This window comes from Corynebacterium sp. MSK297, assembly GCF_030232885.1.
Taxonomy (GTDB): domain Bacteria; phylum Actinomycetota; class Actinomycetes; order Mycobacteriales; family Mycobacteriaceae; genus Corynebacterium.
The window spans coordinates 289357-301746 of the sequence record NZ_JASPGD010000002.1 but is presented as its reverse complement, the minus strand read 5'-3'; the positions used below and the strand labels follow the sequence as shown (position 1 = coordinate 301746).

Annotated in this window: 12 protein-coding genes; 6 read left to right on the top strand and 6 right to left on the bottom strand. The window is 58.6% G+C overall.

The features are described 5' to 3' along the window. Positions 1-94 precede the first annotated feature (94 nt). Both eccD and QP888_RS03360 read left to right on the top strand, forming a co-directional pair. Complete coding sequence (gene eccD / locus QP888_RS03365) at positions 95-1489, top strand: type VII secretion integral membrane protein EccD (RefSeq protein WP_284812101.1); 1395 nt, start codon at positions 95-97, stop codon at positions 1487-1489. Further along, positions 1489-3015, top strand: coding sequence for a S8 family serine peptidase (locus tag QP888_RS03360; RefSeq protein ID WP_284812100.1), 1527 nt, complete (start codon positions 1489-1491; stop codon positions 3013-3015). The genes eccD and QP888_RS03360 overlap by 1 nt, the downstream gene beginning before the upstream one ends. Before the next feature lie 101 nt (positions 3016-3116). Here QP888_RS03360 and eccB read toward each other — a convergent pair whose 3' ends face one another. The 3 genes from eccB to QP888_RS03345 form a co-directional block, all read right to left on the bottom strand. Continuing rightward, positions 3117-4679 carry a type VII secretion protein EccB gene (eccB, locus tag QP888_RS03355; RefSeq protein ID WP_284812099.1) on the bottom strand — a complete coding sequence of 521 codons (1563 nt, stop codon included), beginning with the start codon at positions 4677-4679 and terminating at the stop codon, positions 3117-3119. Positions 4680-4762: 83 nt separating this feature from the next. Further along, complete coding sequence (truA, locus tag QP888_RS03350) at positions 4763-5695, bottom strand: tRNA pseudouridine(38-40) synthase TruA (RefSeq protein ID WP_284812098.1); 933 nt, start codon at positions 5693-5695, stop codon at positions 4763-4765. Further along, positions 5692-6444, bottom strand: coding sequence for a metal-dependent transcriptional regulator (locus tag QP888_RS03345; RefSeq protein ID WP_284812097.1), 753 nt, complete (start codon positions 6442-6444; stop codon positions 5692-5694). The genes truA and QP888_RS03345 overlap by 4 nt, the downstream gene beginning before the upstream one ends. Before the next feature lie 181 nt (positions 6445-6625). Between QP888_RS03345 and QP888_RS03340 the strand changes: the two genes are divergently transcribed. The 4 genes from QP888_RS03340 to QP888_RS03325 all read left to right on the top strand — a co-directional run bounded on the left by QP888_RS03340 (position 6626) and on the right by QP888_RS03325 (position 10251). Then, positions 6626-7594, top strand: a complete 969-nt coding sequence (locus tag QP888_RS03340; RefSeq protein WP_284812096.1) for a metal ABC transporter substrate-binding protein — start codon at positions 6626-6628, stop codon at positions 7592-7594. Between the two features lie 133 nt (positions 7595-7727). Continuing rightward, positions 7728-8519 carry a metal ABC transporter ATP-binding protein gene (locus QP888_RS03335; RefSeq protein ID WP_284812095.1) on the top strand — a complete coding sequence of 264 codons (792 nt, stop codon included), beginning with the start codon at positions 7728-7730 and terminating at the stop codon, positions 8517-8519. Next, complete coding sequence (locus tag QP888_RS03330; protein ID WP_284812094.1) at positions 8516-9388, top strand: metal ABC transporter permease; 873 nt, start codon at positions 8516-8518, stop codon at positions 9386-9388. Before QP888_RS03335 ends, QP888_RS03330 begins: the two co-directional genes overlap by 4 nt. Continuing rightward, complete coding sequence (locus QP888_RS03325; protein WP_284812093.1) at positions 9385-10251, top strand: metal ABC transporter permease; 867 nt, start codon at positions 9385-9387, stop codon at positions 10249-10251. The genes QP888_RS03330 and QP888_RS03325 overlap by 4 nt, the downstream gene beginning before the upstream one ends. 118 nt (positions 10252-10369) lie before the next feature. Here the strand turns inward: QP888_RS03325 and QP888_RS03320 are convergent, their stop codons facing one another. The 3 genes from QP888_RS03320 to QP888_RS03310 form a co-directional block, all read right to left on the bottom strand. Beyond that, the gene (locus QP888_RS03320) at positions 10370-10573 is read right to left on the bottom strand and encodes a YgaP family membrane protein (RefSeq protein WP_284812092.1); all 204 of its coding nucleotides are present in this window, start codon (positions 10571-10573) and stop codon (positions 10370-10372) included. A 165-nt stretch (positions 10574-10738) separates the two neighbouring features. Further along, positions 10739-11239: a 50S ribosomal protein L17 gene (gene rplQ, locus QP888_RS03315; RefSeq protein WP_284812091.1), complete on the bottom strand. Its 501-nt coding sequence runs from the start codon at positions 11237-11239 to the stop codon at positions 10739-10741. Between the two features lie 143 nt (positions 11240-11382). Further along, positions 11383-12390 carry a DNA-directed RNA polymerase subunit alpha gene (locus QP888_RS03310; RefSeq protein WP_284812090.1) on the bottom strand — a complete coding sequence of 336 codons (1008 nt, stop codon included), beginning with the start codon at positions 12388-12390 and terminating at the stop codon, positions 11383-11385.

The following is a 12390-nucleotide window of genomic DNA, read 5'->3' as shown; positions in this document are numbered from 1 at the left end:
TCACAATTGCACCATGGGGGTGCTGTAGGTCGCGGGTACGTCCCCAGTGACTGCGTACCCGCATTCGGGAGGGGAATTTTCGGGAGGGAATTTCATGTCTATCACGCAGTGTTTGCGGGTGTCTTTGTGTTTTGTCGTCGGGGAATTTTCCCGCGAGGTCGATGTCGCAATCCCGCGGCACGCGTCAATACTGGAGTTATTGCCCCGCTGCACTCAGCTGTGCCAGGCACCGCGAATTTCCAAGCCATGGCAGGCCTCTACCGTGGTGGGCCAACCACTGGATATGGGCTCGCCGGTGGGAGAAATTGGGCTTGCCGACGGCGACACCATCCTGGTGCACCCACGTGCGGAATTGCGCTCGCCGGTGGTTCGGGATTCTGCGGAATCGTTAGCTGCCACCGCACACAGCAATCGTGCTGGTCAGCAGCTATCAGCGGTGGTACTTGCCGCGCAAACCGGGGCAGCACTTCTGACCGCCGGGTTGGCGTGGTGGTGGCTGGCGTTTGCGGTGGCTGCGTTTATCGGGGTGGTCATCGTGCCTTGGCAGCAGCGCATGCGGAACAAGGCTGTCGGTGGTGACAGTTCTGCGGTTGCACTCGCGTCGATTATTTCCGCCGGACTGGCCGGTGGTTTTCTCGTTTCCTGGGGGCTACAGCCTGCCGGAGCACCAGCGGATCTGTTAGCACAACTTTCCGCTGCCGATACCGCATGGGCGTTATTATCCGGCGTGGCGGTGGCAGCATTATTGCTGGTGCTTATGATCTTTTACCGCGCTTTATCCATGCGCGTGGTCGCCGCGCTCACAACCGCGGCGGTCTTGCTCGTGCTGGCTAGTTCTGCGCTGTCGTTGCCGTCGGCAAGCATTACCAGCGTTTTTGCAGGAGCACTCATCGCGTGCGGGGTTCTCGGTTTAGCACTCGCACCGATGCTCGCAACGAAGTTTTCCGGCATTCCTATTCCACGCTTGCCCACCGCCGGGCAGGAGCTGTCCACCACTGACCATGCTGCTGCGCGGACGCGATCGGCCGAAGAAAAATCTCTCGCATTAGCCCAGCGCACTCACGATGTGCACGCAGGAATCGTCAGCGGCATTGCAGCACTGGTGGTGCCCGCGCTGCTGGCAGTGGGCATGGAAGGTAACATTTTTGCACAGATGCTGTGCCTCGCAGTAGCTGGTGCAGTCTGTTTGCATGCCGCCCGACACCACCATGGTGCTGCAGTCTGGGCATTGATGTTGGTAGTCGCAGCCGCAGTCATTGCCATCGGCAGCAGCATTTGGGCCGGGCTAGACCACCCCGGCGCGATCGGCGTGGCGTTGGTGGTCATGGTGGCAGCGTCGGCAAGCCCGATGTGGGCGCCAAAAATACGAGACCTGGAACCGACCACAATGGTGTGGCTGGAACGAGCAGAATCGCTTGCCGTTGCCGCATGCTTGCCGCTCGCTCTGCAGGTCATTGGAGTATTCGCCATGATTCGGGGGTTGGGTTAATGCAGAAACTACAGCAGGTTATAGCGGCCAGCACCGCCGGTGCGCTCGGGCTACATAGTTTTATGTTCTCCCCGGTTGGAGGCGGCACGGGTTCCGCAACCGCGCAGGCACAGACTCGTGACGACGTCGAGGTCCGCCGCACCGTTGACTGCGTTGACCCCATTGTGGCTCCGGCACCAACTCCGGCGACTCCGGCAGCCGAGGCTGAATTTTCGGAGCCCTGGCAGGATGCTTTTGGCAGCTCCCCCGGTTCTGCACCAGGACGCCCCGGCCGCGCGGAACAGACAGGCTCTGAGCCCGCACGCAACCAGCAGCCGCTCACCGTCGGTACGGATTACCGCACCGCCCACCAATTCGCCACCGGAGCCGGGGTACGCGTGGCAGTTATTGACACCGGAGTTTTCGACCACGAACAGTTACACGTGGAACCGGTCGCCGATTTGGTTTCCCCGGCTGAGAACAACCCACTACTCGACTGCGACGGGCACGGCACCATCGTCGCGGGCATCATCGGCGCCGAACAATCGGGCATCGCACCAAACTCACAGATCCTGTCCATCCGACAATCTTCGGCGCACTACAGCTCCCGCCAACTGAGCAACACACCAGACCATCAGCACGCACCCGATGCCGAGGAACCAGAGCTCACCGGCACTCTCAGCAGTTTTTCCCAGGCCATCCACACCGCGCTTGACCATGACGCGCAGGTCATCAACGCCTCGGTGGTTTCCTGCATCCCACCGGAACACGCACAGCATCTACGCACACAAGCCCTTGACGACGCACTCGCCCGCGCCGAACACCAGCAAGTACCCGTCGTCGCTGCCGCCGGAAATGCCGGGCAAGGATGCGAGCGCGGCTCAATCGTTTTCCCAGGAAACAACGAAACCGTCATTACCGTCGGTGCACTCGCCACCCCACACGAGCACGCCGAATATTCCATGCCGCAGCCTGGTCACCCGACTGGCACAGGTGGTGGGGATGGCAGGGATGCCGCGCACAACTCCGACGGCCCGAACAACGTGGCGCTTTCCGCGCCGGGCCGAGTTTCCGTGGGACTATCACCAAATTCGCAGGCCTGGGCAGCGGGGATCATCCGTAATGGGCAACCATCCGGGCTGCGTGGCACCAGCTTCGCGGCCCCGGTGGTGACCGGAACCGTGGCTTTACTGCGGGAACGCTATCCGCATGCCAGTGCAGCAGAAATCCGGGAGCTTTTGGTTACTGCTAGCTACCCACAGCATGGTTTTATCGACCCGGTGCGCGTGCTTACTCACCCCGCCCCGGGTGTGGAACCTGCTGGTAACGGTGGTGACGGTGCTCGGAACGCCGGTTCACCCTCCGAGCACGACCATGCTGCTGTCGCGCAGCCACGCATGGTGGTGGCCGGTCCACCGGGTGATCAAACCCTGGTCACAGCTCGAAGCTTGGTGGCACTGGCCGTTGTGGTACTCATTGGCGCGCTTATTGTCATCTTGGTGGCCTTCGGGATTTCGGCACGTATGCGGAGAAACAAGCAGACGTAGTCGGTGCGTGCCCTCACGAAAACCCTGTGCGCAGAATTTCCATTACGCACAGGGTTTTAACTGCCAGCAAGGTTTCCGATTCAGTGGCCAGGTTAGCCAGGTTATTCCCTAGCTTGCCGTGCGGACTGCTCATCCAGGCCCGGGCCTTCCGGCAAGAGACGCAGCAAGTCCCAGGAAACTTCTTCCACGAGCAGCTCATCCTGCACCACCGGCGCACCCACAGCCTGCATAGCTTCCGCACCATCAACATCATGAATCCGACCCGAAGGCGTCAACACGTGATAGCCGTGCTCACTGGCCACACCATGGCTGAAGGTTCGGGTTGAAACAAAATAATCCGCGGCCGCAGCGCCAGAAATTTCTACTGTGCTGACCTGAACCGGATCCAAGGCTTCGGCGCTGGGAGTACCTTGCTCACGGAGATCACTAGGATCACCGGGAGCACTGGGATCACCGGGAGCACTGGGATCAGGTTCTGCATCGTGATTCAGCACCACCAATTCTCCGTTGCCACCAGCGCACACTTGGCCGTGAGCGTCGTCAAGCAAATCCGGCCTGAATTCAGGCAAATTCCAATTCACAGCCGCTGGCTGCGCATCCGGGTAACGGTGCACCTCAGCGGAATCCGTGTGGCGCGATTGCGCACCCATATCCTGCAAAATCTGCGCTTCTAGCTGGCTTAACGGCGTGATGCCGCGTGATTCCTGTGGTCTGCCACCAGCCCCAAGCAATGCCCACCACTGATTGGCATCCGGGGCTGCTACCTCTAAGACCTCAGGAAGTTCTTCAGCCGGTGGCACAGAAAAAGCTGGCTTTGCTGTCCAATTCGCGAGTAATTCCGGCGGCGCCTCCCAGGCCACAGAGCCTTGGCCCAATCCCAGACCACGCCGCACGGCGCGCGAAAACTCATCTGCACCATCCGGGATTTCTACGCGACCATCGGCGCTGACCAACCACTGCCTACCACCATGTTCGACGAGTGCGGCGGCATCGTCGTCGACGGCATCCAGCAAGAATGTCTCTTCCGGGTTATCAGCGACCACGCTCAACGCGCCGGTAGCAAAATCAATACACCCCGCCCACGGGCTGGGCGCCGGTGTATCAGAACCAGCAGAACCGGATGCAGCTGCACGACCTGCGACCCCACCGCTCGCCGCGGCGTCGGCAAGATCATCAACAGTTGGCAAATTATTTGGTGCATCGACAATACCCACCGGGATGCCGTGCGGGCGCTGCGCGAGGTTTTCCGCCCCGATCGCCACCGGGTCCTCGGGGCTGCCAGCCAGCAACCGGGCCGAGGCCAGATTCGTCGTCGGATGATAACGCCCATCCAGCAGCGTGTAGAGCTGCCCGTGCTCACTGCGCACAATCACAGCATCGCCCGGATCCGGTTCCGGCGACAACCACGCCAACACGCCGGCGCCAGCACCGATGAGCACCGTGGCGACAGTGCCGAAAATCAACGCCCGCCTACGTGTCGCCAGCGGATCATGAATCATCCGGATATCGCCAGTAACTACCCCATGTTCCACCCGGCGACGCAAAAACTTATGCCCACTAACTTGCGCTTTCGTCGTCGGCAGCATGGTGTTCGGGCGCGATCCCGAACTGCGGGACCCGCCACGATCTAGCTGCTGCTGGTTTTCCCCGTCGCCAAAGCTCACTACAAAGATCCCCTCCCCCGAAAATCTGACAGACGCTAGTATGCTACATCACAGTTGACACTGCTGCCTAGTCGCACCGTTGCCTAGTCACGGCGCTGCCTAGTTTGAATGGCACGCGCCGCCAGCTCGTCGTCAGCAGGATAATCAACCCGCACCAAACTGAGCCCATTCGCGGGTGCTACCTGGATTTTCGAACTACGCGAATCCTGCCCCAACAACGCCGCGGCGAAATCCACATCACGCTTGCCTGCCCCCACCTGCAAACACGTGCCGACGAGACTGCGCACCATAGACCAGCAAAACGCATCAGCAACCACGTGCGCGAGATACGTCGCAGGCTCGGTGGCAGTAGAAATATCTTCCCACTGAAACACCTGCAGATCACGCACCGTGGTGGCATTCGGCTTCGCCTTGCAAAAAGCAGCGAAATCATGAAATCCCACCAACGCGTCGGCGGCATCCTGCATGGCAGAGAGTTCAACCGGCGCGCCCCACAACGCGGTATCCCGTGCCCGCGTCGGCAGCACCCCACCCGGATGCGCGGTCACACGGTACTCATAGTGGCGGCGCAACGCAGAAAACCGGGCATCGAAACCCGCAGGCGCACATTCCACCGCATTAATACGAATATCATCCGGCAACAATCGCGACAGACGGCGCACCAGCTTGTGCGGCTGGCCATCAATCGAGCGCTGCTGCAGCGAATCCACCGGCACATCGACGTGGCATACTTGTCCCGCCGAATGCACCCCTGCGTCCGTGCGCCCAGCCACCGTCAGTTGCAGCGGCGCACGCATCACCAAGGACAAGGCATCTTCAATAACGCCTTGCACGGTGCGCAGTTCTTCGCCGTCTTGGGGTTTTTGCCGGGCCCAGCCGTGAAAATCCGCGCCGTCATAGGCCAGTTCAATCCGCAGGCGGGTCAGGTTGGGGGTCAGCTCGCGAGTTTTTTCGCGGGCCAGGCCACCGGCCAGGTCGGAGGCCACGTCGCGGGACTGTGCAGAACTAGTGGTCATCGGTACTCACTGTCACCGGCGCGGTAATCGTCGGCAAGCGAATCATCGGCCACACTAATTTTGACGTCAGCAGCTGCCTTGATGGCCAAAGCCACCGGGTCCCCCACCGGTTCTTCAACTATCGGTGTGAGCACCTGCACGTGTACCAGCCCCGCCACCGACGGGCTAGTGACACACACCTTAGAACCCGGCGAGATGTCATGTGCAGCCAGATAGCGCAGCAATTCGGGGTCTTCGTCGTTGACCTGTTCAATGACTACCGGCTGGCCCGGCGCGCACTCGGCCAGGCTCATCACACCGAGATCTTCCACACGCCCGTCGGCTGAGGGAATCGGATCACCGTGGGGGTCGCGGGTCGGAAAGTTCAAAAGCGCATCAATGCGGTCGATGAAGCGGTCCGTGGCCGCGTGCTCCAGCAAGTCGGCGTCGGCATGAATCTCATCCCACGTGTAGCCGAGGGTTTCCACCAGGAAGGTTTCGATCAAACGATGGCGACGGATCATGGTAACCGCCAGCCGCGCCCCCAATTCGGTGAGCCGTACCCCAGAATACGGTTCATGCTCGACCAGACCACGGGACTGCAGGCGCTTGATGGCCTCGGAGGTCGTGGAGTTTTTCTGCTGCGCACGGCGAGACAACTCCGAAAGGCTTACCGACGCCTGGCCGCCGGACTCACCATTACGTTCGGAGATCCCCCACAGCAATTTCAGATATTCCTGGGTTCGTTGCGGCAGCTCACCAATATGCATGGGTTTATGTTAGCTGGCAGTTGGATGCCGTGTCACCATCGGGGCAGGTGAGAGTAGCAATATAGTTGAAAAATTGAGTGTCAAGATCTAGAATTCTTAATATCCATGTTACTGAACTTTTCAGCACAGTTTTATATAAAACAGAATCACAACATTCTAGAAGCATTTAGAAAGGTGCCCTATGAATCATAAATCCATCCGCACCACCGCTACCGTCGGCACTGCCCTGATCAGCTTGCTCACCCTAGCCGCCTGCAGCGACGATGCCGGTTCCGATGCCGCGGGAGGTGTGAATGGCGCAGGCAACGGCGGAGACGACAAACTCACCATCTTCGCCACTACCGGCTACCTTGCCGACGCCGCGCAGCAAATCGCCCCTGATGCAGAAGTGATCACCCTGGTGGGCCCTGGCGGCGACCCACACACCTACCAGCCCACCACGCAAGACATCGACACCATGCAAAACTCCGATGTTGTGCTGTGGAACGGCCTGCACCTCGAAGCCCAGATGGATAAGCAACTCGAAGCCCTCGGCGATAAGCAAGTTGCCGTTGGTGACCAACTCGACGAATCCACGCTGTTGCCATGGCCAGAAGCAGGGGAAGAAGGCGAACCAGAATACGACCCACACATATGGAACTCGCCAGAACTGTGGCAGGAAGTCGTCGATATCGTCGCCGATCACATTTCCGAGATTGACCCAGACGGCAGCGAGGCCTACCACGAAGCCGCGGACAAATACACCGACGAGATCGCAGCTCTGGATAAAGAAGCCAAAGAAGCTCTCGGCGAGTTGTCTTCCCGCCTGTTGGTCACCGGCCACGATGCTTTCAACTACCTCGGCGATACCTACGGCCTAGACGTAGAAGCCACCGACTTCGTGTCCACCGAGGCCGAGAAATCTGCCAGCGAACTCGATGAGTTGGCCGAAAAGATTGCAGAAGCCAAGGTTCCGACGATCTTCTACGACAACCAGGTCAACCCACAGGCCATCAATGCACTGAGCGAAGCCATCGCGGCGCGCGGATGGGATGTCGAAATCTCTGATGAGGAACTGTACGCCGATAGTCTCGGAGCCGAAGCCCCAGTTGATACGTACCTTGGCGCATTCCGCCACAACTTCGAAGCCATCGCTGCCGCACTGAAGTAGACCGACCCAGCAGCTCGGGGCTATATACCCACCCGTCACAGTGTCCATCCGTCGCAATGCCCATCCATCGCAATGCCCACTGACCCCAGTAACCAAGTAAATCAAGGTATCAACCACCCTCCAGGAGACCTCCATGCTTGCACCCGCCCCTACTACCACCACTGCATTGTCAGTACGTGACCTGACAGTCAATTACGGCACCGGCGTCATCTTGGATGAGCTGGACGTAAAAATCCCATGCGGTAGTTTCGCCGGCATTGTCGGGGCAAACGGGAGCGGCAAGTCCACGTTGTTGCAAGCCTGCCTGGGGTTATTGCCCAAAGCGACCCGGGGACAGGCACAGGTCGAATTTTTTGGCAAGCCGCTGCGTGCCATCCGGACGGATCTCGGGTATATGCCACAAAGCCAACAGGTGGACTGGGATTTTCCGGCCACTGTCCTGGACGTGGCCTTGATGGGTCGTACTGCTAGCAAACGCTCGTGGTGGCCTTGGCCAAATTTGGCAGATAAAAAAGCCGCGCGCGAGGCCGTTGCCGCCGTCGGCTTACAGAAATATTCCGGCGCTGCGATTGGCGCACTCTCCGGCGGGCAGAGACAACGCGCACTATTAGCGCGCACTCTCGTCAACAGCCCGCATCTGCTGGTCCTCGATGAACCTTTCCAGGGCATCGACGCATTTAGCCAAGAAACGATCGTCGACATCCTCCGCGAGCTACACCAGTCGGGGACCACCATCATCATGGTCCACCACAACCTGGCGGAAGTCGCCGAATACTGCGACCACGTGACGTTATTAGCTGGCGGCAAGGTATCCGCTAACGGACCAACGCACAAAACTCTCACCGACACCGCCATCAGCGACGCATATAATCTTCCGGGCAACTTCTCCGCGAACCTCACGCGGGATCGTAGGTCGGTGTCATGATCACACCATGGGAATTGTTGACCACCCACACGTATCTGATGGCGGTGCTCGGCACCATGGTCATCGGCGTTGCAGCCGGTGCATTGTCCCCCGTTGTGTATTTCCGCAAGCAAGCACTGATTTCCGACGTGATTTCCCACGCCAGTTTGCCGGGAATTACCTTCGCGTTTCTTATCGCCGCGTACCTCAACTTGCCGACGCGCAACCCACTGGTTTTAGCGACCGGTGCGTTGCTGACCGCATTACTAGCCGTCGGGGTGTCCCACTGGTTGTTTCACCACACGCCGTTGTCCGTCGATACCGGCATGGCCATCTCACTCAGCGTGTCTTTTTCCTTAGGCATGCTGGGGTTGTTCATCATCACCAAACAGCCACTGCCCGGCAAAGGCGGAATTCAGGACTACCTATTGGGTAATGCTAGTTCGGTAACCATCGCAGATTTACGTATTTCCGTCGTACTCAGCCTGGTTATTCTCAGCGGACTCATCTGGTGGTTCCCCATGCTGAAATGCTGGCTTTTCGACCCAAACTTCGCCGCAACCTCCGGAGTGCACACCCGCCTGCTGCACGTTGTCGCCATGACCGCTTTCGCATTAGTGGTCGTCAACGGCATCAAAGTCGTCGGCGTTATCTTGATGGTCTCGTTCGTCATCGCCCCCTGCGTGGCCGCGCGGCAATGGTCTAATCAGCTTGGCATCGTCACGGTCCTTGCCGCTGTGATCGGTGCTGCTAGTTGCTTCATCGGGGTCTACCTGGCCGTAATCATTGGCTCGATTCCTACCGGCCCACTGATCGCCGTCGTGCAGGCCGTCTTTGCCCTCGTATCCCTGGTTTTCGCCCCTAAGCGCGGATTGGTGTTTTCCCAATGAGCTTCGTCGTCACCGTGAGTATTTTGGCCGTCGTTACCGCTATTACCTGCGCAATCCCTGGGGTAATCGTGGTGGCAAACAAGGATGCAATGCTTCTCGACGGCATGGGGCACGCCGTGCTCCCCGGAATCGTGGTAGGTGCGCTTATTTCCGGATCGGTGCAATCCCCATTACTCGTCTTATTCGCCGGAGCCGCGGCATTTCTCGTGGCGTTGGGCACGAGGTGGCTTGCTGATACCGGGTTAATCGCAGAAGGCGGCGCACTGGGGTTGGTCTTTCCCAGCATGTTCGCCGTCGGGATCGTGCTACTTAGCTTAAATTTCTCGAACGTGCATTTCGATGTGCACACCGTGTTGGTCGGCAATCTCAACCTGGCAGCACTTTCGCAACCGTCTTATCTGTGGACGCTAATACCAATCATGCTGGCAAATATCGTCTTCGTCGGCTGGTTACTCCCCTTGCTTGGAGCTTGTGCCTTCGACGACCGCGCCGCCACAGTCGCCGGCGTACCGGTACGGGTGTTGCGCTTGACGACGCTTGCCTTAACCTCTTTGACGGTGGTCGCAAGTTTTTACGCCGCCGGAGTGATGCTGGTGATCGCGATGATGGTACTGCCTGCAGCTACCGGGCGAATCTTCGCCGTCACCGTTCGACTACCGGGCATTTCCATGCTCAGCCAAATTCTCTGCAGTGCCGTCGTGATTGCACTACTAGGCAGCATAGTGGGATTCTGGAGCGCGTATCATCTAGACATCCCCGCGTCTGTGGCAATCACTCTCGCTTATGCCCTGCTATTGGTGGCGGCGCTCGGCACAATGTCTCTGGGGCGACGCGGGCGCAGACGCGCTCCCGCTTTTGCCTAAGCCATTGCCTAAGCCTTTGCCTAAGCTAGACCGGCGCTAGGTGAACGCCACTCTGCTTTCATGCCGAACTCTATCAATGCCGACCCGTATTAATGCCGGTCTATGTTTCCGGCCTCTATTAATGCCGGACTTTACAGGTGTTGATTCCCAGCAGGCGGTACAGCGGGCAGAAGCCCACTGCTGCGGTGATGACCAGAACGAGACCAACGATGCCCAACAGTGCACGGAGGAAACCGCCTACTGCAAACAACCCAATGAGCAAGGCAATTATGCCCACTACGGCACGGATTCCACGGTCTTGGTTAGATTCATTGCGTTTCATAATTACACTTTAATACACAAAAGCTCTACTTCCTCGATGGGAGGAAATAGAGCTTAGTGATCTCTACTACACACAAGCGCGGTTATGTGTTGCAGATCGCTTAACGAGAGCTAGTGATTGGACGTATATGTCCAATCACTAGCCCACCGCTAGGAAGCAGCGAGATTACTTCTGTTCAGAATCCTGCGGGGAATCGACGGTACCGGCACCTTCGGAATCCATGGTGGACTCGTCGGATGGATCAGCAGAGTCGGAATCAGCCTTCGCGGCAGCAGCCTGAGTGGTGCGTTCTGCGGAAGCGGTAACAGTTTCTTCCAGAACCAGGGAAATCTGGGTCATTGGAGCGTTGTCACCGGTGCGGTTCTCGAGCTTCACCATGCGGGTGTAGCCACCGTCGCGCTTTTCGAATTTCGGAGCCAGTTCGTTGAACAAACGGGCAACGGCATCCTTCTGTGGGACTTGTGCGAGTACCTCGCGACGGTCAGCCAGGGTGCCGGAACGAGCCTTGGTAATCAGCTTCTCTGCGTATGGACGCAGCAGCTTAGCCTTGGCGTCGGTGGTTTTGATGGAGTCGTGCTCGAACAAAGCAGCGGCCAGATTCGACAGAATGTGACGCTGGTTGCGAGCCGAGCCTCCAATTCGGGCGCCTCGTTTTGGAGTAGGCATAGTGTTTCTCCTCGTTAATTGTCAATGAGCGCGGTGCGAAATCTCGGCTAGTACACGCTTGGGCCATCGTCGTCATGCATTGGGTCAACAAAGCCAACTATTGGCCAAGCGTTGGCGCCTAATCTCGCCAGAACATATGCGCTTTACTCGGAATCTTCTGCAGGATCCTTGAAGTCGCCCGTTTCTGCGTCGTAACCTTCCAACACAGTTGGGTCGAAGTCTTCTGGGGCATCCTTCAGAGTCAGATTCAGGTTCGCCAGCTTAATCTTGACCTCGTTGATCGACTTCTGGCCAAAGTTGCGGATATCCAGCAAATCCGATTCGGTGCACTCTGCGAGCTCACCAACGGTATGGATTTCCTGGCGCTTCAGGCAGTTGTACGAACGAACGGAAAAGTTCAGATCCTCAATTGGCATACCGTAGGCTGCGATGTATTCGGACTCCTGTGGGGATGGTCCGATCTCAATGCCTTCTGCCTGGGTGTTGAGCTCGCGGGCCAAGCCAAAGAGCTCTACCAGGGTGCCGCCGGCCGAAGCCAGGGCGTCGCGGGCAGTAATCGAGTTCTTGGTCTCGACGTCGATGATCAGCTTATCGAAGTCGGTACGCTGCTCAACACGAGTTGCCTCAACCTTGTAGGACACCTTCAGCACCGGCGAGTAGATCTGGTCCACTGGGATGCGTCCGATGTCTCCGGAGGTTGGGGCAGCCGGTACGTAGCCACGGCCGCGCTCAACAACGAGTTCCATGTCGAAACGGGCGTCGTCGTTCAGCGATGCGATGTGCAAATCCGGGTTGTGGATCTCGACGCCAGCTGGTGGCTGGATGTCTCCGGCAGTAATGTTGCCGGCGCCCTGCTGGGACACGTACATGACGACAGGTTCATCGGAATCCGAAGAAAGGACCAGGTCCTTGACGTTCAGGATGATCTCCGAAACGTCTTCCTTCACGCCATTGATGGTGGTGAACTCGTGCAAGACACCGTCGATCTTCACGGAAGTGACCGCAGCCCCGGGGATCGAGGACAGCAGCGTACGACGCAGCGAGTTACCCAGGGTATAACCGAAGCCCGGCTCCAGTGGCTCGATGACAAACTTGGAGCGCGAAGAATCAATGAATTCTTCGGTCAGCTGGGGACGCTGTGAAATAAGCAT

Excerpts from the sequence above, each read along its gene's own strand:
- QP888_RS03325 (WP_284812093.1), top strand. The coding sequence starts at position 9,385 with ATGAGCTTCGTCGTCACCGTGAGTATTTTGGCCGTCGTTACCGCTATT.
- QP888_RS03345 (WP_284812097.1), bottom strand. The coding sequence starts at position 6,444 with ATGCATATTGGTGAGCTGCCGCAACGAACCCAGGAATATCTGAAATTG.
- rplQ (WP_284812091.1), bottom strand. The coding sequence starts at position 11,239 with ATGCCTACTCCAAAACGAGGCGCCCGAATTGGAGGCTCGGCTCGCAAC.
- QP888_RS03320 (WP_284812092.1), bottom strand. The coding sequence starts at position 10,573 with ATGAAACGCAATGAATCTAACCAAGACCGTGGAATCCGTGCCGTAGTG.
- QP888_RS03310 (WP_284812090.1), bottom strand. The coding sequence starts at position 12,390 with ATGCTTATTTCACAGCGTCCCCAGCTGACCGAAGAATTCATTGATTCT.
- QP888_RS03330 (WP_284812094.1), top strand. The coding sequence starts at position 8,516 with ATGATCACACCATGGGAATTGTTGACCACCCACACGTATCTGATGGCG.
- QP888_RS03360 (WP_284812100.1), top strand. The coding sequence starts at position 1,489 with ATGCAGAAACTACAGCAGGTTATAGCGGCCAGCACCGCCGGTGCGCTC.
- truA (WP_284812098.1), bottom strand. The coding sequence starts at position 5,695 with ATGACCACTAGTTCTGCACAGTCCCGCGACGTGGCCTCCGACCTGGCC.
- QP888_RS03340 (WP_284812096.1), top strand. The coding sequence starts at position 6,626 with ATGAATCATAAATCCATCCGCACCACCGCTACCGTCGGCACTGCCCTG.
- QP888_RS03335 (WP_284812095.1), top strand. The coding sequence starts at position 7,728 with ATGCTTGCACCCGCCCCTACTACCACCACTGCATTGTCAGTACGTGAC.
- eccD (WP_284812101.1), top strand. The coding sequence starts at position 95 with ATGTCTATCACGCAGTGTTTGCGGGTGTCTTTGTGTTTTGTCGTCGGG.